Raw genomic sequence first — 21830 nt, 5'->3', positions numbered from 1 at the left:
TCAGTAGTCGATCACGACCGGTGTCAGCGGTTCGGAGCAGCAGAGCAGGATCTTGCCCTGCTCGATCTCACGTGGGCGGATGCCGCCCTGATGGTTCATCACGACGTCACCGGATACCTTGCGTACCTTGCAGGATCCACAGAGTCCCACTCCGCACGACGACGGCAGGGTGACTCCCGCGGATGCGGCTGCCGACAGGATGGTGGTGCCCGGTGACACGGTGACGCGGCGGGCGCGGCGGGTGAAGTCGACGGTGTGTCCGCTCTCTGCGGTGACGATGTGATCGGTGGTCGGCGCGGCGAAGCCGAAACTCTCCTCGTGGATGCGGGTCAGGGGGACCCCGGCGGTGACCAATGCGGTGCGGACCGAGCTGCGGAATCCGCCTGGGCCGCAGAGGAATATCTCGCGTTCGGTCATGTCCGGACAGATCAGGGCGAGGAGGTTGCCGTCGACTCGTCCGCGGTGTCCGGGGCCGGCGTCGGTCGCGTCCGTGCGGGTGCGTGCGTAGGCGACGGTGAGGCCGGGGTGCCGGGCGGCGAGGTCGTCGAGTTCGGCGCGGAAGGGGATGTCGGCGGTGGTTCGGGCGCTGTGCACGAAGACGATGTCGGCGGTGAGGTCGGTGTCGGTGGCGGCCCGCACCATCGACATCACCGGGGTGATGCCGCTGCCGGCGGAGATGAACAGGTACTTGTCGGCGTGTGCGGTGACGTAACTGAACCGTCCCGACGGACCGGCGGCGATGATGCTCATCCCGGGCCGGAGGTGATCGTGCAACCAGTTGGAGACATGGCCTCCGGCAACGCGTTTGACGGTGATCGACAGCGCGTCACGCCGCACCGGCGAGGACGAGATGCTGTAGCAGCGTTGCACGTCGCGTCCGTCGATGGTGAGGGTGATGGAGAGGAACTGCCCGGGCCGGAAATCGAAGAGTGGGCCGTCGGGCGAGGTGAAGGAGAACGTCGCCATGTCGGCGGTGACGTCCTCGCGTGCCGTACACATCAGGATGTGGTCACTCACGCGCCACCACCGAATGATCGGACAACGCGAGGCCGTCGCGGAGCGCGGTGATGTACCAGTTGACGAACGCCTCCACCTGGAATTCGGACGGCCCGTAGGGGCCCGGCAGGTAGGCGGGACTGCTGATGCCCTGCTGCGCTAGTTCGACGAGGTCGGCGTCCTGCTGGTTGGTGATCTCCCAGACGCCGGTGAGACGGTCGAGGTCGTAGTCGACGCCCTCGACCGCATCGGGATGCACCAGCCAGGTGGTGCGCACAAGGGTGCGGTCGGCGGCGACGGGAATGACGGAGAACAGGACGGCGTGGTCGCTGGTGACATGCATCCACATGTTGGGTTGCATGTGCATCGACAGGCGGCCGAGGCGGGTGGGCGGCAGGTCGGTGAGCAGTCGGCTGCAGGCGATGGTGCCGTCGAGCGTGAAGGATTCGCCGGCAAGGTCCATGGCCTCGCGCTCGATGTGGAAACCCGTTGTGCGCGTGTCGAGTTGCTCGATACGAGGGTAGGGCAACGATAATGACTCCCACACCTCGGTCATCTCGGCGGTGGCCCGGCGATACTGGCCGAACACCGGACGCAGTCGTGCCGGGATCGCGTCGTCGGTGCTGTATCCCCAGGTGGGGAAGAAGACATTGAGCAGTTCGGGGTGCCCGCCGCAGTGATAGCACTCCCGATTGTTCTCCATCGTGAGCTTCCAGTTGCCGTTCTCCATCAGATCGGTCTGCTTGGCGACTTTGGCGTCGGCGAGGTGGTGCGGTGCCAGGTAGGGCTCGATGATGGCAGCCACCTCGTCGATGTCGGCGGGTGGATCATCGGCGAGGCAGAGGAAGATCAGCCCGGCGATGGTGCGCACGTGCACGGGGCGCAGACTGAAGCACTTCTTGTCGAATCCGGGTGCCTGAGCGTCGGCGAAGCGGAGCCGGCCATCCATACCGTAGGTCCACGAGTGGTACGTGCAGACGATGGTGCCGACGGATCCACTTGTCTCGGTGAGGAGTCGGGCGCCGCGGTGCCGGCAGACGTTGTGGAAGGCGCGGACATGTTCGTCGTCGTCGCGGGCGATGATGACCGAGCGGGTGCCGAACGTGATGGTGACGTAATCGCCGGGTTCGGGGATCTCGGCCTCCGTCGCCGCGAAAAACCATCTCTTGGAGAAGATTTCGGCGAGGTCGAGGTCGAAGAACCGCTGATCCACATAGAACGGTGCGGGCAGGCTCTGCCCGCGGATGCGTCCGGAGATGAGCTGGGCCGTCGCCTCGTCGACCCCGGGATCTCCGGAGGGCATGGGCGTGCTGCGTGCGCCCGCAAGATCTGCGGTCATCGGGGCAGAACCCTCTCTCGAGCCGGGGATGTGATCGGTCCGTGCGAGAAGGAGCGATCGAGTTGCGTATTGCGCAACGGCGCGCATGTTATGCAACAAGTGTGCGGCGTGCATAAACGCGTGTCAACCCGGGGTCGGGAATGTCGGGATCGGCCGAAGAATTACGCGGCGGCGATCAGGTGAGTGGCAGCTCCGCGACGAACGCGCCGGTCGGCTTCGCCGAACCACCAGGCGGTTCGACGGTGAAGGCGAGCGTCTTCGCGTTGCCGATGTGCGGGATGACCGCGGTGGTCGACGGAGCCACGTCCTTGTCGGTCATGGTTCCGGCGGAGGTGGCGCCGTCCGGTCCGACAAGCCACATCTGATACACGGTTCCCGACTTCGGCGGCGGCACGTCGTTCATCACCAGCACGCCCGCGTCGGCGGTATCGGAGAAGGTGACCGTGGCGCGGCCGGTGGCGACATCGCCCGATGTGGAGCGCACGTCCTTGGCCGCGAACACCTGCTCGGCGGTGTTCGGGGTGGGCTGATCCGAGCCGGTGACGGAGGTGCCGATCAACCACCCGACCGCTCCGACGGCGATCGCGACCACGGCGGCCGCGGCGAGGTAGATGGCGCGGCGGCGGCGCAGGGGCACGACCTCGGCGGTGGTTTCGACAGGCTCAACCAGCGAGGGGGGCTCAACCAGCGAAGGGGGCTCAACCAGCGGGGACGGCTCAACCAGCGGGGACGGCTCAACCAGCGGAGGGGTGGTTTCGACAGGCTCAACCAGCGAGGGGGGCTCAACCAGCGGGGGGGTGGTTTCGACAGGCTCAACCAGCGGAGGCAGCGACGACGCCGCGGCAAGGATGCGGTCGCGCAGGGTGGGCGGCGGTGCGGTGGCGGTGGCCGCGCTCATCGACGCCATCGCCTCGCGGGTCGCGCGGACCTCGCGGTCGAAGGTGTCACGGACGTCGGCGTCGGCGTCGGCGCGGTGCCGGACGACGGCGTCGAGTTCATCGGCGGGCAGCACGTGGAGCGCGACGAGCGGAGCCATGCCGACGAGTTCGTCGGCATTGCCGGAAGCACTGACATCAGACATCGGGGTCCCCCAAGCATTTGCGGAGACGGATCAAGCCGTCGCGAATGCGACTCTTGACCGTGGGTAGGGCGACGGACAGTTGGTCGGCCACTTCGCGATAGGTGAGGCCGTGGTAGTACGCGAGATCCACCGACTCGCGCTGGACGTCGGTGAGGGTTTCCAGGCAGCCGCGTACCTGTGCGCCGGTTTCCTGCGCGCCGACGGTCTCGCTCACCACGTCGAAAGTGGCGGTGTAGTCGGCACTTCCGTAGGTGAGTTCGCGGCGCGTCGACGCCGTCTCCGAGCGCACCCGGTCGACCGCGCGGCGGTGCGCCATGGTGATCAGCCAGCTCAGCGGCGATCCGGCAGCGGGATCGAACGTCGACGCCGATCGCCACACCTGCAGGTAGACCTCCTGCGTGGTCTCCTCGCTGTACCCGGGGTCGCGCAACACCCGAACCACCATGCCGTAGACGCGGTGGCTGGTGAGGTCGTAGAACTCGGCGAACGCGGCGGCATCGCCGTCGGAGATCTTCTCGAGCAATGTGGGCAAAACGGCCAGCCCGTGGTCGTTGTGGGTGGTCACCAGCCTGCCTCTGCGTCCATCGACGCTCAGACTAGTAGCCGGTGGTTGCCGCCTCAACCAGACGCCCGACCCAAAGCTGCGCCGGGGAGGCGCCCACAGGGCGATTCCTGATGTCACGAGCGTCACGGTCACCTTCCCCCCGTCGTCATCGCGAACGCCCCGAGGCGTCGGTGTGTTTGGGAGGACGTGGCAGGAAATACGACGTCCGCTGCTGATACTCCGGATACCCGGGACGCTTGCTCATCGATTCTTCGAGCAGCCGCGCGCCGGTGGCGAAGACCAGGAAGTACGTCATCACCACCGGTGAGAGCACGGTGAGTACTCCCGGCCAGGCCGAGGCGGCGATGAGCCACATGCCCCACCACACGCTGGAGTCGCCGAAATAGTTCGGGTGCCGGGTCCACGCCCACAGGCCGCGGTCCATGATCGTCCCCTTGTTCGACGGATCGGCCTTGAACGCCGTCATCTGCGCATCGCCGACCGCTTCGAAGAGCAGTCCCACCACCCAGATCACGACGCCGGCGCCCAGCACGATCCACCACACGCCGGTGGTCGCGCCCACCACGGCCGAGACCTGCAGCGGTAGCGAGACGAACCACTGAGCGGCGCCCTGGGTGAGGAAGATCTTGCGGATCACCGTCCACGCGCTGGGGTCCTCGCCGAGCAGTTTCTGGTATCGCGGGTCCTCGCCCTTGCCCTTCGACTTGCCGTACATGTGCCACGTGAGTCGCAGTCCCCAGACGGTGACCGCGAGCGCCAGGATCAGGCGGCGGGTGAGGTCGCCGCCGCCCGCTGCGAACGCGATCCACCCCACTCCGACGAAGCCGAAGCCCCAGATGACGTCGACGACGTTGTAGCGGCCCAGGCGTCGGCCGATGACATAGGTGACGGACTGCAGTACCACCAGGAACAGCAGCGATGCCCCGGTGACCGCGCCGAATCCGGCCCATCCGGTCATGGTCGGTCCTCCGTGGGGCGGGAGAACACGAGTTGGTGGACGTCGAGATATCCGGCGCGGAACCCGGCCTCGGAGTAGGCGAGGTAGAACTGCCACATCCGCATGAAGGTGGGGTCGAATCCGAGTGCGGCCACCTCGGTGCGGTGGGCGGTGAAGCGCTCCCGCCACAGCCGCAGCGTCTCCGCGTAGTGGGCGCCCATCGCGCGGTTGTCGACGAGGCGAAGCGAGGTGTGCTTGTCGGTGACCGCGCGCAGCGCATCCAGTGACGTCAGCTGACCGCCGGGGAAGATGTACTTGTGCACCCACGTGTAGGTGTTGCGGGAGGCGCGCATCCGGTCGTGCGGCATGGTGATCGCCTGGATCGCCACCCGGCCGCCGGGCGCGAGCACCTTGTCGATTGTCGAAAAGTATGTGGGCCAGTACTTTTCGCCCACCGCCTCGATCATCTCGACGGACACCACGGCGTCGTAGGTGCCCTCGACCTTCCGGTAGTCGAGCAGATCGATCTGTACGCGATCGGCGAAACCGGCGTCGGCGACACGTTGCCGGGCCAGCTCACGCTGCTCGCTGGACAGGGTCACCGACCGGACGGTGGCGCCGCGGGCGGCCGCGCGCAGACACAGCTCACCCCAGCCGGTGCCGATCTCGAGTACCCGCGTTCCCGGGCCGACGCCGGCGGCGTCGAGCAGTCGGTCCACCTTGCGGCGCTGCGCGTCGGCGAACTCGCCCCAGGTGGCGCGGGCCGCGGGGTCGGTGTCGATGCCCGACGCGGAGGCGAAGAGCGCGCTCGAGTAGGTCATCGTCTCGTCGAGGAAGGTGGCGAACAGTTCGTTGGAGAGGTCGTAGTGCCGCGCGATGTTGCGCCGGGTGTTGGCGGTGGTGTTCTCCTCGTCGGCGGGCTGCTTGGGGAGAACGAGCGCACGCAATGTCTGCAGGGGTTTGGGAACCAATCGGGCGGCGCGCTCGGCGAAGGGGGTGAGCACACCGACGAGGTCGTCGGTGGTCCAGTCCCCGGCCATGAACGCCTCGCCGAATCCGATGAGGCCGTGCGACCCCACGCGTCGCGAAAATGCTTGGGGCCGACGCACGATCATGCGTGGGAGCACCTCGTCGGTCTCCCGGCCGCGACGAGATCCGTCGGGGTATTCGATACGGACCGCGAGACCGGAGGTGGCGTGCCGGAACAGCCAACTCGCCGCGCGGCCCCGCACGCGGGCCGATGTGCCGGTGGGGACGGCCGCGACGTCGGGCCAGCGGCGTGCGTCCTCGGGCGAGAGGTCGGTGGCGAACTTGTCGTCCTTGGCGGTGGACGACGGGTCTGCGCCTCGGGTGGGGGTGCTCATCGGTGTCCTTCCGGTACAGGGGATGGGGTCTTCTGGGCACGGTCGACGGGATTCTGGGCACGCTCGACGGTGGTTTCGACAGGCTCAACCAGCGGGGGCGGCTCAACCGGCGGGTGGGTGGTTTCGACAGGCTCAACCAGCGAATGGGGCTCAACCGGCGAATGGGGCTCAACCGGCGGGGAAGGGGGTGTGGGGCGGGGGACGATGGGAAGTCGCTTGGCCCACAGGCGGATTCCGTGGAAGCGGATGCGTGCCGACACCACCAGCGGCGCCAGCGGTGCGCGCAGTTGGGTGGCCAGCATCGTGGCGGGGGTGGCGGGCCGGGCGCGTCCGCTCAGCGACGCGACGAACGGATCCTGGCCCTCGCGTTCCAGGGTGATCGACACCGCCACCCGGCCCTGCCGATCGGGTTCGGGCACCCGCAGCCGGTAGCGCCCCGACACGTCGTTGAACGGCGAGACGTAGAACTCCTTGTCGACCTCGGCGCGTCCGTGATCGTCGGGATGCACCACGTAGCAGTGACGTCCGCCGTAGGTGTTGTGCACCTCGGCGACCACGCAGGCGAGCGAGCCGTCGGCGTGATGGCACCAGTACACGCTGAGCGGGTTGAACACATAACCCGCCACCCGAGGCGACAGCAGCGCCGTCACCGTGCCCTGCGGCGGGGTGACCCCCGCACCGAGCAGGTACGCGTCGAGTCGATCCCGAAGCGACTGTCCGTCGACGACCGGCTCGGGAAAGTGGTCGGCGGCACGGAACTGCGCGAACGGGCGCAGCGGGGCAGGTGGTTCGGGCAGATCGTCGAGATCGATCAGCCACGACACACTGCGGTAGGTGAAGGCGTGTCGGGTCGGCGAGGTCCGGGTGTGGGTGATCCGGGTACGCACGACGGATGCGCTTGCGGCGGTCATGACGACTCCGTTGCCGGCGCCGTCGAGGCGTGGTCGGCAGGGTTTGAAGCAGGCGGCTGCGCGCCGGCCGCCGAGTTCCAGTCGGCACCGAGTCGCGCCGCGGCACGGGCACCCGACGCGGCACCGTCCTCATGGAAACCCCACCCGTGATAGGCGCCGGCGAACACCACGGAGTCGGAGTCGATCTGCGGCAGCTGTGCTTGGGCGGCAACAGATTCCGTGGTGTAGACGGGGTGCTCGTAGGTCATCTCCGCGATCACAGACGACTCGTCGACCAGGTCGGTGCGCCCCACCGTGACCAGCATCCGCGGGTGGCCGGGATCGAGCCGCATCAGTCGGGTGAGGTCGTAGGTGACGGCGATCGCCGAATCGTCGTCACCGATCTGGTAATTCCACGACGCCCACGCGCGGCGGGCTTGCGGCATCAGTGAGGTGTCGCTGTGCAGGACAACGGGTTTGGGAAGATAGGAGATCGCCGACAGTACCCGCTGCTGGTCGGCGGTCGGTTCGGCGAGCATGCGCAGCGCCTGATGGGGGTGGGTGGCGATCACCGCGGCGTCGAAGACCTCACTGCCGCCACCGTCGACGCCGACCTCCACCGAGCCGTCGGGCCGGGTGTGCACCCGGGTGACCGGTGCGCCGGTGCGCACCGTGCCGCCCTGGGCCCGCACCCGCTCGTCGACGGCCCGCACATAGGTGCCCGATCCGCCGACCACCGTGCGCCAGGTGGGCGACCCGAACACGGTGAGCATGCCGTGGTGGTCGAGGAAGGTGAACAGGTAGCGGGCGGGATAGCGTGCCGCCGTCTGCGCGTCGCAGGACCACACCGCGGCCACCAGCGGCAGCATGAAGTTCTGCTGGAAGTAGTCGGAGAATCCCTCGCGGACCACGAATTCGGCCAGCGGCTCGTCGGAGTCGGGATCATCGAGCAGTCTCCGCGCCGCGCGGTGGAACCGCACGATCTCACCCAGCATCAGCAGGTACCGGCCGCGGCGCAGGTTGCGCGCGGTGGGGAAGAGTCCGGAGATGCCCAGCGCGCCCGCGTACTCCAGGCCATTGAGCTCGGAATGCACCGACATGGACATGTCGGTGTCACGGGTGGCGACGCCGAGCTCGTCGAACAGTCGCAGCAATGTGGGGTAGGTGCGGGTGTTGTGAACGATGAATCCCGAGTCGACGCCGACGGTGCTGCCGTCGGGCATCGGCACCTGATGGGTGTGCGCGTGCCCGCCGAGCCGGTCGTCGGCCTCGAAAAGGGTGACCCGAGAACTCTTCGACAGGATGTGCGCGGCGGTCAGGCCGGCCACTCCGCTGCCGATGACGGCGGTGGTGGCGGGCGGAACCGCGCGCATAGGCGAACTCATGCCCGTTGTTCGGTGCCGCAATGTCCTCGGATGGGTCGCGCGGGCACGGCCGGGCAGCGAGTGTGCATGCCACCATTGTGGGCTGCGCAGGGCGATAGGGCACGCTCTTGCTCACCCGGCCGTCACGCACCGGGATGGATACCCTGACACCATGAGCGGCAGAACCCAAGACCACGCGCGGTCCGCGGTCTGGGCAGTGCTGACCACATTCGTGCTGATCGTGCGGCTGCTGGCGTCGATCGCGACGGTGATCCTGGTGATCGGATGGGTGATCGCGACGGTGCGCGACTCGATCGACAACCTGTTTCTGTGGCCGGCGGTGATCAGCGGTGCGGCACTGCTGCTGAGCACCTACGCCTACAGCTACCTGCGGGCCCGCTACCCCCGGCGCAACGGGTGGCAGCCCTAGCGGTACCCGGATCGGATCGACCCGCAGCGGGCACTCACCCGAGGGTCACACCCGGACGCCGGGCATGTACTCGTCGCTGTCCACGATCTGCGCACCCAGCGGGAAGAGCGAGATCGGCACCATCTTGAAGCTGGCGATGCCCAGCGGGATGCCGATGATGGTGATGCACATCAGAAGCCCGAAGGAGATGTGGCCGATGGCCAGTTCCCATCCGGCGAGCAGAATCCACAGGATGTTGCCGAGCAGCGACCCCACGCCGGCGGTGGGTTTGCGGACCACGGTGCGGCCGAACGGCCACAGGACATAATTCGCCATCCGGAACGAGGCGACACCGAACGGGATCGTGATGATCAGGATGCAGAAGATGATCCCGAAGAACACGTAGGCGATGGCCATCCAGATGCCACAGAGCAGAAGCCAGATGATGTTCAGAATGACGCGCATGACCTCATTGTCCTCGCTGCGGGCCTTCTGATTGCCTGCGGCGTGAAGATTCGAGGCAAATCGTCCGGGACGGGTGACCTCGGCGGGTTCAGGACGTGGGGGCGGTCCGGTTCATCAGCGCCACCCCGCCGGCGGTGGCGACGCCGACCGCGCCCAGCACCAGCGCGGCGTCGGTGATGCCCGACCATCCGTACGTCGGACGCACGCCGAGATAGACCAACAGTCCGATGGCCGCCGCGGTGCCCACCAACGCGAGCGCGGTGACACCACGCACACCGTGGTACTGGCCGCCGGCCACCAGCGCGGCCAGCGCCGTCCACGCGAGGGCAACCAGGATCGCGGCGATCACGTCGGAGGCCCGATGCCACCCGGCGACCATCGTCGCCGCGGCGATGAGGGTGACCGCGAAGGCACCCACCGGTACCACCACCAGACGCAGTCGTCGTGGGCTGACGAGGAGCAGCGCACCCAGGCCCGCGGCCGCGACGGTGGTGTGTCCGCTCGGGAAGCTGTTGTTGGACGCGGCGACGCCGTCGGCGAGGTCGGACCGCTCGATCAGGAAGTGTTTGAGGATCTGCGTGGTGAGGGCGGCGCCGCCCATCACGATCACCGCCGCCACCCCGAGACGCACCTTGCCGCGCGCCATCGCGATTCCCGCGCACACCAGCACCAGCGCCACCGCGGCACCCGATACGTAGCCGAGCAACTGCAGCACGGATCGTTGACCTTCCGCGGTGCCGTCGACCGCGAGCATCGCGCGTTGGTCGGCGCGCTGTCCGACACCGGTGTGCAGGGCGAACCACGCCAGTGCTGCCAGGGCCGCGCAGCTCGCCACCAGTGTTGCTGCGGCCACCGGCCGGATACTCGGGCGCGCGGCGACCTGCGAGTGGGAGAACTCGGGGTGGTGGTTGTCGAGCGCGGTCATGCTTCCACTGTGCCGGAACGTGTGGCCGTCGTGCCCGTATCCGGCACGCGCCGTTCAGAACTGGACACGTGGTGGCTGCTGCTGTCCTTCGGGGGCGCGGTAGAACTCGCGGGAGCGGACGCCGGCCATGGCGGAGAAGAACATCCATGGAATGGTCGTCACCAGCGCGTTGAGCCGCGACACTGCGTCGTTGTAGTACTGGCGGGCGAACGAGAGTTTGTTCTCGGTGTCGGAGAGTTCCTGTTGCAGCGCGATGAAGTTGGCCGACGCCTTGAGGTCCGGATAGTTCTCGGCGACGGCGAACAACCTGCCGAGGGCTTGGGACATGGTGTTGTCGGCGGCCGCGCGTTGCTCCACCGACCCGCCGTGGGCCGCTTGCTGCAGTCCGGCGCGGGCGGCGGTCACCTGTTCGAACACCCCGCGTTCGTGGGCGGCGTAGCCCTGCACGGTGTTCACCAGGTTGGGGATGAGGTCGGCGCGACGGGTGAGCTGAACGTCGATGCCGCCCAATGACTCCTGCGCGGTGATGTCGGCGCGGCGCAGACGGTTGAATGCGATGGCCGCGAAGGCCACGAGCGCGACGACGAGTACGACGACGATGACGAGAACGATGATGACGGCGGTCATGCCGGGCCTTTCCTACGGGTCCTGTGGTTCTTGCGGGTCGTGTGTGCTCTGCGGAGAGATCTTGGAAGAGTATGTGCGCGGCGTGCTGCGCGGGATGTTTCCGGCGGTCACCATGATGCGCCGGTCACCACGATCCGCCCCCGCCCCCGCCGCCCCCGCCGCCGCCGGAGAAGCCGCCACCGAACCCGCCGCCGCTACCCGACGACGAGGACTGACTGGCCGAGTACGCCGATAGTGACGACGAGATGCTGGCGTCGAAGTTGTCGAGGTTCGCGCTGGACCATCCGGTCCCCGGCGACGAGCCGTACGCGCCGGCCAGCCACACCGGGGTTGGTGGTTCGGTACCCATGGCGGCACGGTATTTGGCCGCCCACGCGGCCGCGCAGCCGAACGCCATCGCGTACGGGATGTAGGAGGTGTAGAGGTCCTTGCGGGCGGAGAAGTCGAGCCGGTCGCGGTTGGACGGGGTGGAGAGCAGTCGCTCGAAACCGCCGGCCTGCGACCACACCCCCCGGCCCAGTGCGGTGCGTCGGGTGCCGACGCCGGAGACCCACAAACCCGCACCGCCGATGGCGAACGCGGCGATCGGCAGCACCGCGAGGGAGAACGGGTACCAGCCGAGGATGAACAGCGCCGCGGCCACCACGAACGCGAGGGCCACCAGCCATCGGCCGATCTTCTCGGCGCGACTGTCGACGACGGTGCCGGAATCGCGTGCCCAGTTGGTGGTCGCCGCTTGCAGTTCGGACTTCGCACTGCTCAGCGTGCGTCCGGCGTCCACCGACCCGTCGGCCTTGAACTTCAGTCCGCTCGCCCGGATGTTGAGGCTGCGGGCCAGCGACCCCGTCACCGGGTCGACGGTGCGCCAGACGTCGGGGGAGACCAGCGAGGTCACCGTCCATTCGTCGCCGTTACGTTTGAGCGCGACCAGGCCTCGTTCGGCCATGAACAGCAGCGTGGAGGTCAGTGCGGTCGACGGAACCGATTCGCGCGCAACGTAATAGGTCTGCACCGGACTGAGGGTCATCGTCGGGTTGGCCGGGTCGGTGGGCGGGCCGTACATGACCGGCAGCAGCGGTTGGCGTTCGATGCTGCGCACGACCAGGAACACACCGATTGCGAAGGTGACCAGCGAGAGCGCGAGCAGCACGAGGACGGTGATCAGCGACCGGCCCAGCACCCGGTCGAGTGGCTGAGGCCACGGGGTGGTGTCACGTGCGGGTGCGGCGATCGGCAGGTCGGCGCGGAAGGCGACGCCGCTCGACGGCGGCAGCGCGCCGGTGGTGACCACCCGCGTGTTCGGGCCGGCGTCGGTGACCGTGCACGGATCGCCGGTCTTGAGTGCGCAGGTGGCGGCGGTCGGCGGTACGGGCAGCGTGATGGTGCTCGTCGACTTCAGGATCGGCATCTGCCAGCCGTCGGCAACCACCCGCCACAGGAACTGGGAGGTGTCGCGTCCCGACCACCCGGCCGAGCCCGGGCTGTCGGAGGCCGAGCGCATGCCGGGTCCGATGACGCCGTCGACGGTGTAGTCGATGGTGTAGGTGTGCGAGCCGACGGCGAGGTAGGAGTCGGGGTCGCCGATCTTGGCGACGCGGAACCGGTCGTGCTTCTCCCAGCTCATCGCGACCGGAACCGATCCACCGTCGAGCCGGACGTGGATGTTCTCCGGGGTGAGGCGGACGCCGCTGTTCGAGGTGTCGACGACGTCCCAGAACCGGAAGATGCCGTGCCGGCCCTCGGGGAAATCGGCGGTGACCGTCTCCGACGCGCGCATCGTGCCGTCGCGCTCGACGTGGTAGGTGGCGCGGTAGTCGGTGATGGTGACGGGGTCGGTGCCCGAATCGGTGGAGGTGTCGAAATCGACGAGGGACCACGTCAGACCGATCAGCGTCAGCAACGCGACCGCACCGGACAGCAGAACCCTCTTCACGCAGCAGGGGAGATTATTCGATGCGCGCGTCGGCGTCACCGGTCCGTCATCCGGTTCGCCTACGGGTGAGATCGGCCTGATGATCGGCGCGTTGTTGCCGTGGTCACAGCAATAGCGGCACAATCGTGGGAACCAGAGGTGGATTCGGAGGGCACATGACCGATGTTGCCGCGCTGTCCGCAACCGTCCGCCGCGCCTACGAGGACTTTCTTGCGGGAGTGAGCCCGTCCGCGGGGGCGGTGCGATCGGTGGTGGCCGAATCGTGGTCGCGCTCGTTGCGCAGGGGCATCGATCCCACCGAGAGCAGCGTCGACACCATCGAGATGACCGACGAGGAGTTCGCCCGGTATCGCGACAGCCATCCCATCACCGCGGTGCGGTCGGTGGTGCAGTCACTGATGCTCGACGACATCGCCGACTCCGGTGTGGTGGTGGCACTGACCGATCAGGTGGGCAGGCTGTTGTGGGTCGAGGGTGAGTCGTCGGCGCGCGACAAGGCCAGCAGCATCAACTTCGTCGAGGGGTCGATGTGGAGTGAGGACGTCGCCGGCACCAACGCCCCGGGCCTCGCGCTGGCACTCGACAAGGGGATTCAGGTGGTGGGTCCCGAACACTTCTCCAGTCAGGTACAGGAATGGAGTTGCGCCGCGGCCCCGGTGCACGATCCGGCGACCGGGCACGTGATCGGTGTGATCGACGTGACCGGTGGCCGTGCGGCCGCGGAACCCTTCGCGCTGGCCGCGGTGCGGTCGGTGGTGGCGGTGGTGGAACGCGAGTTGCAGTCACGGGCCGTCGACCTGGCCAACCCGGCGACATTCGCGGCGCAGGCGGGCGGGGCACGTCTGAGCGTGCTCGCCGACCACGCGTACCGGTGGCAGCGCGCCGGTGATCCCTCCGGGGCGCGCACCCTCTCACGCAGGCATGCCGAGATCCTGCTGCTGCTGCAGCACTTTCCGGAGGGGCTCAACACCGAACAGTTGGCGTTGCTGCTTGCCGACGACGGCATCGACCCGGTGACGGTGCGCGCCGAGATCTCCCGTTTGCGGCGCGATCTGGGCACCGACGTGCTGGGGTCGCGGCCCTACCGGCTGACCACCGAGTTGCACACGGATGTCGCCGACCTGCGTGAACGGGTGGCCGGCCGCGGGGATCTCACCGCGATCATCGACGACCTCGGGCGCGGTGGGCTGCTGGTGGAATCCAGTGCGCCGGGCATCGTCGAGATCTTCGAGGAACTCCGCGAGGACGTGCGGTCGCGGGTGATCGCCGAGGGTGAAGTGGGTGCGCTGCGCGCGTGGACGTCGTCGGCGCATGGGCGCGACGACCTGGTGGCGTGGCGGCGTCTGGAACACCGCCTGCCCGTCGGTCACCCGGACAGGGCCATGGTCGGGGGCCGGATTCGGCTCCTCGACCGGCGCTACGGGGTGTAGCGCAGCCTCGAACGCGCCCGCCGGGGACGGTGCGACCGGCGTCCCGCAACGTTGCAAACGCACCTGCAACGTGTCTGCAACCACATTGCTCCTACTGTGTGCAACACATCACATGCGATCCGGTCCATCGGGTCGCGGTGATACCGCAAACAGGCACTTGAGGAGTTACACATGACTGTCTACGCAAAGCCGGGAACCGATGGTTCGGTGATGTCGTTCGAGTCCCGCTATGACAACTGGATCGGTGGCCAGTGGACGCCGCCGGTGAAGGGGCAGTACTTCGAGAATCCGTCGCCGGTGGACGGCAAGACCTTCTGCGAGGTCGCCCGCTCGACCGCCGAGGACATCGACCTCGCGCTCGACGCCGCGCACAAGGCCGCCCCGCAGTGGGGCAAGATGCCCGTCGCCGAGCGTGCCCTGGCGCTGCTGCGCGTCGCCGACCGCATGGAAGAGAATCTCGAGAAGATCGCCGTCGCCGAGACCTGGGACAACGGCAAGGCCGTCCGGGAAACCCTGGCCGCCGACATCCCGCTGGCCATCGACCACTTCCGCTACTTCGCCGGCGCACTGCGCGCCCAGGAGGGCTCGATCTCCGAGGTCGACGAGGACACCGTCGCCTATCACTTCCACGAGCCGCTCGGCGTGGTCGGACAGATCATCCCGTGGAACTTCCCGATCCTGATGGCGGTGTGGAAGCTGGCTCCCGCCCTGGCCGCGGGCAACGCGGTGGTGCTCAAGCCGGCCGAGCAGACCCCGGCGTCGATCCTGTATCTGATGAGCCTGATCGCCGACCTGCTTCCGGCGGGCGTGGTGAACATCGTCAACGGGTTCGGTGTGGAGGCGGGCAAGCCGCTCGCGTCCAGCAACCGCATCCGCAAGATCGCGTTCACCGGCGAGACCACCACCGGCCGGCTGATCATGCAGTACGCGTCGGAGAACCTGATCCCGGTGACCCTGGAACTCGGCGGCAAGAGCCCGAACATTTTCTTCGGCGACGTGATGTCGGCCGACGACGGCTTCCTCGATCGCGCCCTCGAGGGCTTCACCATGTTCGCGCTCAACCAGGGCGAGGTGTGCACCTGCCCGAGCCGCGCGCTCATCCAGGAAGACATCTACGACGACTTCATCGCGAAGGCCGTCGACCGGGTCAGCCGGATCAAGCAGGGCAACCCGCTCGACACCGAGACGATGATGGGCGCTCAGGCATCCAACGACCAGTTCGAGAAGATCAGCTCCTACCTGGCCATCGGCAAGGAGGAGGGCGCCAAGGTCCTCATCGGCGGCGAACCCGCCGACCTGGGCGGCGACCTCTCCGGCGGCTACTACATCAAGCCGACGGTGTTCGACGGCCACAACAAGATGCGCATCTTCCAGGAGGAGATCTTCGGCCCGGTGCTGGCGGTCACGACCTTCAAGGATTATGCCGACGCCATCCACATCGCCAACGACACCCTCTACGGACTCGGTGCCGGTGTGTGGAGCCGCGACGGTGCCACCGCCTACCGCGCGGGCCGCGAGATCCAGGCCGGACGCGTGTGGACCAACACCTACCACGACTACCCGGCACACGCGGCGTTCGGTGGCTACAAGCAGTCGGGCATCGGCCGCGAGACCCACCTGATGATGCTCGAGCACTACCAGCAGACCAAGAACCTGCTGGTGGGCTACGCGCAGAACGCGAAGGGCTTCTTCTGATCGCCTGAGCGCCCACGGAACCAGCGCCGCCGCGCAGCCCAGTCGGGTTGCGCGGCGGCGTCGTGGGGGGCCTGCGATCAGACGTGTGGGTCGAGGGAGGCGGGTGATTCTGTTGCACACCAACCACTTTCGTCGGCTCCGGCCCGACGCGGCAAACTCCGGCCGGGTGGATGATCCGGTGGACGCTGCCCTCCACCGACCGGTGGACGAGCGGCTGCAACTCCCCTGCAACCAGCGCGCGGCTAGTCTGTGTTGTAGATCACAGTGAGAGGTAGGCACACAATGCCCAGCGCACAATCCGAGAGCGCACATTCCGGCGCCGCACAATCCGACACCGCACATTCCGACGCCGCACAGTCCGATGCGTTGGCGGACATCACGTCGATCCCGGCGCGCGTGATCGCCACCGACGCCTCCGTGGCGCTCCTGACGAAATTGTCGGAGTTGCACGGCGGGCTCATGATCCACCAGAGCGGTGGATGCTGCGACGGTTCGGCTCCGATGTGTTACCCGGTCGGCGAATATCGGGTGGGCCAGCGGGACGTGCTGGTGGGCGAGATCGAACTGCCCGAACCGATTCCGGTCGTACGGGTGTGGATCAACGGGGATCAGTTCGAACTGTGGAAGCACACCCAGCTGATCCTCGACGTGGTCAAGGGGCGCGGCGCCGGGTTCAGTCTGGAATCACCCGAAGGCGTCCGATTCCTTTCCCGCGCAAGAGCTTTCACCGAAGACGAGAATGCCGTGCTGGCGGAGAACCCGCCGCTGACCGGCGCGGCAGCAGGGGTGTGAGAAGGCAGCCGCGCTCAGCGGTCCGTCGGCGGATGGTCGAGCCACCAGGCGCGGATCATGCCGGGTGGACGACCGGGTTCGAGGTAATGCTCGGTGCCGAACGCGAAAGGGAACACCTCGACGGGCATTGCCAGCAGTCGTCGCACGTCGCTCTGACTCGCGTGACACGCCAACGCTTCACGCTTGGTCGCGACGTCGTCGCCGAGGTCGACGGCCCAATGTAGTTCGGCCTCCGGCGTTCCGATCGGGTTGCCGTCGTCGCCGGCCGTGTCCGGGTCGAATCCGTCCATCCCGGCTGCGGTGGCCAACACGAACAGCTGCCGCATGAGATCGCGATTCATGGTGACCTCGAGGTAACGCGGCCTCGTGGCGGCCACATCGACCGCGGCGCGAGTCGCCTTGTGCAGCATGATGTGGTCGGGGTGGCCGTATCCGCCGTGCCAGTCGTAGCCGATGACGACGTCGGCGTTCTCGTCGTCGATGATGTCGGCCAGCCGTCGGGCGGCCTCACCGAGATCGGCGCGGGAGAAGACCCCGTCGGCCTCGTTGCGGGCCCAACCCGTCATCCCCGAGTCGCCGTATCCCAGCCAGGCCACCCGACTCGTGCCGGTGATGGCCGCCGACGCCTCGGCCTCGCTGCGCCGGCGGCTTGCAACCGTCTCACCGGGAGCCAGATCGTCGGGCACGTCACCGGGGTCCCCGTCGGTGCAGTAGACGACCACCACCCGGTGCCCCTCACGGGCCGCGCGGATCATGCTGCCCGCGGTGGCGGTGCCCTCGTCGTCTGGGTGGGCATGAACGAAGACGATGGTGCTCACCGATTGATCATGTCATCGAATCCGGACAATCGGAGCGCCGGCCGATCGATTGATCTGTCATCCGGGCGGCCGGTGTGAACAGTAGGGTTTCCCCATGACGCGCTGGTTCGATCAGACCATCGTGGAGACCGGCCGCCTGCCGCTGTTCCTGTTCCTCATCGCCTTCGTGCTCACCTTCCTGTTCATCCGTGTCAGCGTCCGGATGATCCGGGCCGAGGTCAGTTGGTGGCCCGGCAACGTCACCCCCGGCGGTGTGCACATGCATCACGAGTTCTTCGGGGTGATGCTGCTGATCGGCTCGGGGTTCGGACTGCTGGTGCTCTCCCGGTTCGACACCCCGATCGCCGACTGCGTGCTGGCGGCCCTCTTCGGCATCGGATGCGCACTTGTCCTCGACGAGTTCGCACTCATCCTGCATCTACGCGACGTGTACTGGGCCGAGGAGGGGCGCGCGTCGGTCGACGCGGTGTTCGTGGCGATCGCGATCGGCGTGCTGTTCCTGCTCGGCCTGCGGCCGCTGGGATTTCCCGACGCGATCACCGAATTCGCCGACGACCACGACGTCTGGGCGCGCGTCGCGGTGATCGCCGGAGTCGCACTGAACGTGGCGCTGGCGATCATCACCCTGCTCAAGGGCAAACTGTGGACCGGGCTCGTGGGCATGTTCGTCCCGATCCTGCTGGTCGTCGGAGCGATTCGGGTGGCCCGCCCCGCATCACCGTGGGCGCGCTGGCGATACACCACACGAGAGCAGAAGTACGACAAGGCGGTGCGCCGCGAGATCAGGTTCCGGGAGCCGCTGATGCGGTGGAAGGTGGTGGCGCAGGAGGCCATCGCCGGACGCTTCGGAGTTCCCGACGACCCGCCGGATCTGGTGCCCGTCCCCGCCGCCGCACCGCGGGCGGCGGTGGCACCGAATGCGCTCGCCACCGCGATCCGCTGGCGGCGCATTCGTCGTCGGCTCCGCACGACGCCCGCGTGGCGTCTGCCCGTTGTCTTGGTGGTGCTGGCCATGGTTGCCGCCCTCGTCTGCAGTGAACTCGACTCCCAGTTCGGCACGCGGGTCGATTCGGGCACGCTGGCAACGATTCTGGGTGTGATCGCCGGTGCGATGGCCACGCTCACCGGTCTGGTGTTCACCGCGGTGACACTGGCGATGCAGTTCGGCGGTGCCCAGATCTCGGTGCGGGTGATCCCGATGCTGCAGCGCGAACCGGTGATGCGGTGGTCGATCGGATTCTTCCTGGCCACCTTCGTCTTCAGCGTCACGATTGCGATCGACCTCGTCACCGGAGACGACCAGCCCTCACCGCGACTGTCGACGGCCATCGCGGCGTTTCTCACGGTGGTCTCCGCGTTCCTGTTCATCGCGCTGGTGGCACGGGTGGGCACGTTGCTCAACGCGTCGAAACTGTTGCAGTGGATCGCATCCGACGGGCGCGGTGCGGTGCTTCGGCAGTATCCGGCCACCGCGACGACCGGGGATTCCGTGGTGGAGGCAACCCTTCCGGCGACTACTGATCCGGTCATCACCGACGATGAGGCAGCTGCGCCCACCGTGATCCGGCTCGGTCGCGCCGCGACACGGGACCGGGTTCTGTTGGCGGTCAACGTCGCCCGGATGCAACGCCTTGCCGTCGCGTGGGATGTCCGGCTGCAGATGCTGGTGTCGGTGGGTGACTTCGTCGCCGAAGGCGTTGCGGTGGTGGCCGTTCACGGCACCCCGCCCGAGGCGGCGTCGCGTCAGGTCCTGCGGTGCCTGCTCTTCGGTGACATGCAGCAGCCCTCGGTGAGTCCCACCGCGTCGCTGCAGGCGATCTCCGACATCGCGCTGAAGGCGATCTCGGGTGTCGGCAACGATCCCACCACCGCGGTGCAGTCACTCGACCACATCGAGGAGCTGCTGTTGCTCCTCGCGGCCCGGCTACGGACCGACGCCGACGCGACACCGCTCGTGGTGGGATACCAGCGCGGCTGGGCCGACTTCGTCGCCATCGGAACCGACGAGATCCGTCGGCACAGCGGCGGTCACGCACCCGTGCAGCGTCGGCTGCGCGCCTTGTTCGACGCGCTGCTCGATCAATGCGCCGACGATCAGCGCCCTCCCGTGGAGGACCGTATCCGGGCGCTCGATCAGCAGGTCGAGGCGCAATGGTCCACTCCACTCGACCGTCGTCTCGCCCGGGCCGCCGACCGGCAGGGATACGGATCGCAGACCGGGCGGCCCATGAGTTGCTGACGCGCGACGCCCTGGTGGGAACCGCTACCTCTCGCCGACTACTTCTTGCCGACTACTTCTTGCCGCCGAGCACCGATCCCAGGATGCTGCCGATACCACCGCCGGACCCGCCGAGCACGTTGCCCAGGATGCTTCCCAACCCACCGCCGGCGCTGCCACCCAGGGCGCCGCCGAGGATGCTGCCCAGGTCACCGGCTCCGCCTGCACCCGAGGTGGCACCGCCGCGCATCCGCGCGACGATGTAGCTCATGACGATCGGGGCGAGGATCGGCAGCAGTTTGGACATCAGGCTCTGGTCCACCGCCGCGGCGGGCACCTGATTGCTCAGCGCCGAGGCCACCTCGCCGGACTTGTCGCCGAACATGTGCGAGACGATCTTGGAGCCGTCCGCGGTGTCCACCTCACTGATGTTGATCTCGCCGTGCGCGAGGTCGTTATCGTGCTGGGCCAGCGCGGCCGCGACCCGCTGCGCACCTTCGTCGGACTCGGTCTGGTGCTCGAGCCCGCCGACGAGCGCGGGCAGCGCCTGCGCGACCGCCGCTCGGGCCGTGGCTTCGTCGACGCCGAGTTGACCGGCGATGTCGCCGATCGGCAGGCGGGACATGAGTTCGTCGATGTCTGACACGACTACGACCTCCTGTGAGGATGTGAAACGCCAACTGCCGGGCCTGCCGCCCAGAAACGGAATGACACGCTGACCGCCACGAACGCTGCGGAATCTGGGTGCGTGTGGTAGCCGGATTTCTGTACTGGGTACCGCCCGTGAGAAAATATCCCACAATGCTCAAGAAGCAGTGGTGCGTTTGCCGTCAAACCGGTCCTCGCACGCCGGCCAGCAACGGCGCTGGCAGCAGGTACCGCCGGGCGACGACGGATCAGCCCAGGTCAGCCCCGACGAGGGGGATGATCCGGCTCTCCCGGCGCCAGGTGCCATCACAGACGTATACGGGCGATATCCGTGCGCAGAGTCGCGCACCAAGTGAGGCGAACTTATGAAGCATGCTCCCGGCCCGGTGGGGCTCTACGACCCGATCAACGAGCACGACTCGTGCGGCGTCGCATTCGTCGTGGACATGCACGGTCGACGCAGTCGCGACATCGTCGACAAGGCGATCATGGCGCTGGTCAACCTCGAACACCGTGGCGCCGCGGGCGCCGAACCGAACACCGGCGACGGCGCGGGCATCATGATCCAGGTGCCCGACCGCTTCCTGCGGGAGGTGGTGGACTTCGAGTTGCCCGCCGAGGGGCATTACGCCACCGGCATCGCGTTCCTGCCGCAGGCCGCCCACGATGTGCGCGACGCGTGCGCCGGCGTGGAGAAGATCGTCGAGGCCGAAGGGCTGACCGTGCTGGGGTGGCGCGAGGTGCCCACCCACGAGAACGGACTCGGGGCGCTGGCCCGCGACGCGATGCCGACGTTCCGGCAGATCTTCATCGGCGGTGCGTCGGGCATGGATCTCGAGCGCCGCGCTTTCGTCGTCCGCAAGCGCGTGCAGCACGAACTCGGCACCAAGGGCGCCGGCGCCGACGGACCCGGCCGTGAGACCGTCTACTTCCCGAGCCTGTCGGGTACCACCATGGTCTACAAGGGCATGCTCACCACCCCGCAGCTGCGCGGGTTCTATCTCGACCTGCAGGATTCGCGGGTCGAGAGTGCGCTGGGATTGGTGCACTCGCGCTTTTCCACCAACACCTTCCCGTCGTGGCCGCTGGCGCACCCCTTCCGTCGCATCGCGCACAACGGCGAGATCAACACCGTCACCGGCAACAGCAACTGGATGCGCGCCCGCGAGGCACTCATCGACACCGAAATGTTCGGCAACGACTCGAGTGTTGCCGACGCCGGGAGCGAAGCGAGCGGGTCGAGTGTTGCCGACGCCGGGAGCGAAGCGAGCGGGTCGAGTGTTGCCGACGCCGGGAGCGAAGCGAGCGGGTCCAGTGTTGCCGACGCCGGGAGC

Annotated in this window: 18 protein-coding genes and 2 pseudogenes; 6 read left to right on the top strand and 14 right to left on the bottom strand. The window is 67.8% G+C overall.

Going from position 1 to position 21830, the window contains the following annotated elements:
* From ACWDTD_RS17545 to ACWDTD_RS17510, 8 genes and pseudogenes are all read right to left on the bottom strand, one after another.
* Positions 1–999, bottom strand: a complete 999-nt coding sequence (locus ACWDTD_RS17545) for an FAD-binding oxidoreductase (RefSeq protein ID WP_449748444.1) — start codon at positions 997–999, stop codon at positions 1–3.
* A gap of 10 nt (positions 1000–1009) precedes the next feature.
* Positions 1010–2299, bottom strand: coding sequence for an aromatic ring-hydroxylating oxygenase subunit alpha (locus tag ACWDTD_RS17540; protein ID WP_449748443.1), 1290 nt, complete (start codon positions 2297–2299; stop codon positions 1010–1012).
* A 211-nt stretch (positions 2300–2510) separates the two neighbouring features.
* Entirely contained in the window at positions 2511–3416 is a 906-nt protein-coding gene (locus ACWDTD_RS17535) for an anti-sigma factor (protein ID WP_449748408.1), read from the bottom strand.
* Complete coding sequence (locus ACWDTD_RS17530) at positions 3409–3981, bottom strand: sigma-70 family RNA polymerase sigma factor (RefSeq protein ID WP_449748407.1); 573 nt, start codon at positions 3979–3981, stop codon at positions 3409–3411. Before ACWDTD_RS17530 ends, ACWDTD_RS17535 begins: the two co-directional genes overlap by 8 nt.
* Positions 3982–4126: 145 nt before the next feature.
* A complete protein-coding gene (locus ACWDTD_RS17525; protein WP_449748406.1) occupies positions 4127–4939 on the bottom strand; it encodes a DUF1295 domain-containing protein in 813 nt (270 codons plus the stop codon).
* A complete protein-coding gene (locus ACWDTD_RS17520) occupies positions 4936–6282 on the bottom strand; it encodes a class I SAM-dependent methyltransferase (protein WP_449748405.1) in 1347 nt (448 codons plus the stop codon). The genes ACWDTD_RS17525 and ACWDTD_RS17520 overlap by 4 nt, the downstream gene beginning before the upstream one ends.
* Positions 6283–6464: 182 nt before the next feature.
* Positions 6465–7193: pseudogene (locus tag ACWDTD_RS17515) on the bottom strand (DUF1365 domain-containing protein); the annotation flags it as partial.
* Positions 7190–8545, bottom strand: coding sequence for an NAD(P)/FAD-dependent oxidoreductase (locus tag ACWDTD_RS17510; RefSeq protein WP_449748404.1), 1356 nt, complete (start codon positions 8543–8545; stop codon positions 7190–7192). The gene ACWDTD_RS17510 and the pseudogene ACWDTD_RS17515, both read right to left, overlap by 4 nt.
* Before the next feature lie 163 nt (positions 8546–8708).
* Here ACWDTD_RS17510 and ACWDTD_RS17505 point away from each other — a divergent pair, with 163 nt between their 5' ends.
* Positions 8709–8966, top strand: coding sequence for a hypothetical protein (locus ACWDTD_RS17505; RefSeq protein ID WP_449748403.1), 258 nt, complete (start codon positions 8709–8711; stop codon positions 8964–8966).
* A gap of 45 nt (positions 8967–9011) precedes the next feature.
* On the opposite strand, the gene ACWDTD_RS17500 is transcribed toward ACWDTD_RS17505, so the two are convergent.
* From ACWDTD_RS17500 to ACWDTD_RS17485, 4 genes are all read right to left on the bottom strand, one after another.
* Positions 9012–9410: a YccF domain-containing protein gene (locus tag ACWDTD_RS17500; protein ID WP_449748402.1), complete on the bottom strand. Its 399-nt coding sequence runs from the start codon at positions 9408–9410 to the stop codon at positions 9012–9014.
* 88 nt (positions 9411–9498) lie between these two features.
* Complete coding sequence (locus ACWDTD_RS17495) at positions 9499–10335, bottom strand: phosphatase PAP2 family protein (RefSeq protein WP_449748401.1); 837 nt, start codon at positions 10333–10335, stop codon at positions 9499–9501.
* Between the two features lie 54 nt (positions 10336–10389).
* Positions 10390–10962 (bottom strand): LemA family protein, encoded by a 573-nt coding sequence (locus ACWDTD_RS17490; RefSeq protein ID WP_449748400.1) that lies wholly within the window; start codon positions 10960–10962, stop codon positions 10390–10392.
* 124 nt (positions 10963–11086) lie between these two features.
* Complete coding sequence (locus ACWDTD_RS17485) at positions 11087–12895, bottom strand: DUF2207 domain-containing protein (protein ID WP_449748399.1); 1809 nt, start codon at positions 12893–12895, stop codon at positions 11087–11089.
* Positions 12896–13050: 155 nt separating this feature from the next.
* Between ACWDTD_RS17485 and ACWDTD_RS17480 the strand changes: the two genes are divergently transcribed.
* The 3 genes from ACWDTD_RS17480 (at position 13051) to ACWDTD_RS17470 (ending at position 16812) form a co-directional block, all read left to right on the top strand.
* Positions 13051–14325 (top strand): GAF domain-containing protein, encoded by a 1275-nt coding sequence (locus ACWDTD_RS17480; RefSeq protein WP_449748398.1) that lies wholly within the window; start codon positions 13051–13053, stop codon positions 14323–14325.
* Positions 14326–14496: 171 nt separating this feature from the next.
* Positions 14497–16020, top strand: coding sequence for an acetaldehyde dehydrogenase ExaC (gene exaC, locus ACWDTD_RS17475; protein ID WP_449748397.1), 1524 nt, complete (start codon positions 14497–14499; stop codon positions 16018–16020).
* 282 nt (positions 16021–16302) lie between these two features.
* The gene (locus ACWDTD_RS17470; protein WP_449748396.1) at positions 16303–16812 is read left to right on the top strand and encodes a DUF779 domain-containing protein; all 510 of its coding nucleotides are present in this window, start codon (positions 16303–16305) and stop codon (positions 16810–16812) included.
* Between the two features lie 14 nt (positions 16813–16826).
* Here ACWDTD_RS17470 and ACWDTD_RS17465 read toward each other — a convergent pair whose 3' ends face one another.
* A complete protein-coding gene (locus tag ACWDTD_RS17465) occupies positions 16827–17630 on the bottom strand; it encodes a PIG-L deacetylase family protein (RefSeq protein WP_449748395.1) in 804 nt (267 codons plus the stop codon).
* Between the two features lie 94 nt (positions 17631–17724).
* On the opposite strand from ACWDTD_RS17465, the gene ACWDTD_RS17460 reads away from it, so the two are divergent.
* Positions 17725–19869, top strand: coding sequence for a DUF2254 family protein (locus tag ACWDTD_RS17460; RefSeq protein WP_449748394.1), 2145 nt, complete (start codon positions 17725–17727; stop codon positions 19867–19869).
* Positions 19870–19921: 52 nt separating this feature from the next.
* Here ACWDTD_RS17460 and ACWDTD_RS17455 read toward each other — a convergent pair whose 3' ends face one another.
* Positions 19922–20494 carry a DUF937 domain-containing protein gene (locus ACWDTD_RS17455; RefSeq protein WP_449748393.1) on the bottom strand — a complete coding sequence of 191 codons (573 nt, stop codon included), beginning with the start codon at positions 20492–20494 and terminating at the stop codon, positions 19922–19924.
* A 367-nt stretch (positions 20495–20861) separates the two neighbouring features.
* On the opposite strand from ACWDTD_RS17455, the pseudogene ACWDTD_RS17450 reads away from it, so the two are divergent.
* Positions 20862–21830: pseudogene (locus ACWDTD_RS17450) on the top strand (glutamate synthase subunit alpha); the annotation flags it as partial.

It is taken from the genome of Gordonia sp. NPDC003425 (assembly GCF_053588635.1).
The sequence above is the reverse complement of the archived record's forward strand: the minus strand, read 5'-3'. Positions and strand labels throughout refer to the sequence as shown.

Coding starts and splice junctions, on each gene's coding strand:
- ACWDTD_RS17505 (WP_449748403.1), top strand. CDS start 8,709: ATGAGCGGCAGAACCCAAGACCACGCGCGGTCCGCGGTCTGGGCAGTG.
- ACWDTD_RS17480 (WP_449748398.1), top strand. CDS start 13,051: ATGACCGATGTTGCCGCGCTGTCCGCAACCGTCCGCCGCGCCTACGAG.
- ACWDTD_RS17510 (WP_449748404.1), bottom strand. CDS start 8,545: ATGCGCGCGGTTCCGCCCGCCACCACCGCCGTCATCGGCAGCGGAGTG.
- ACWDTD_RS17520 (WP_449748405.1), bottom strand. CDS start 6,282: ATGAGCACCCCCACCCGAGGCGCAGACCCGTCGTCCACCGCCAAGGAC.
- ACWDTD_RS17470 (WP_449748396.1), top strand. CDS start 16,303: ATGCCCAGCGCACAATCCGAGAGCGCACATTCCGGCGCCGCACAATCC.
- ACWDTD_RS17540 (WP_449748443.1), bottom strand. CDS start 2,299: ATGCCCTCCGGAGATCCCGGGGTCGACGAGGCGACGGCCCAGCTCATC.
- ACWDTD_RS17545 (WP_449748444.1), bottom strand. CDS start 999: ATGTGTACGGCACGCGAGGACGTCACCGCCGACATGGCGACGTTCTCC.
- ACWDTD_RS17490 (WP_449748400.1), bottom strand. CDS start 10,962: ATGACCGCCGTCATCATCGTTCTCGTCATCGTCGTCGTACTCGTCGTC.
- exaC (WP_449748397.1), top strand. CDS start 14,497: ATGACTGTCTACGCAAAGCCGGGAACCGATGGTTCGGTGATGTCGTTC.
- ACWDTD_RS17495 (WP_449748401.1), bottom strand. CDS start 10,335: ATGACCGCGCTCGACAACCACCACCCCGAGTTCTCCCACTCGCAGGTC.
- ACWDTD_RS17525 (WP_449748406.1), bottom strand. CDS start 4,939: ATGACCGGATGGGCCGGATTCGGCGCGGTCACCGGGGCATCGCTGCTG.
- ACWDTD_RS17460 (WP_449748394.1), top strand. CDS start 17,725: ATGACGCGCTGGTTCGATCAGACCATCGTGGAGACCGGCCGCCTGCCG.
- ACWDTD_RS17535 (WP_449748408.1), bottom strand. CDS start 3,416: ATGTCTGATGTCAGTGCTTCCGGCAATGCCGACGAACTCGTCGGCATG.
- ACWDTD_RS17500 (WP_449748402.1), bottom strand. CDS start 9,410: ATGCGCGTCATTCTGAACATCATCTGGCTTCTGCTCTGTGGCATCTGG.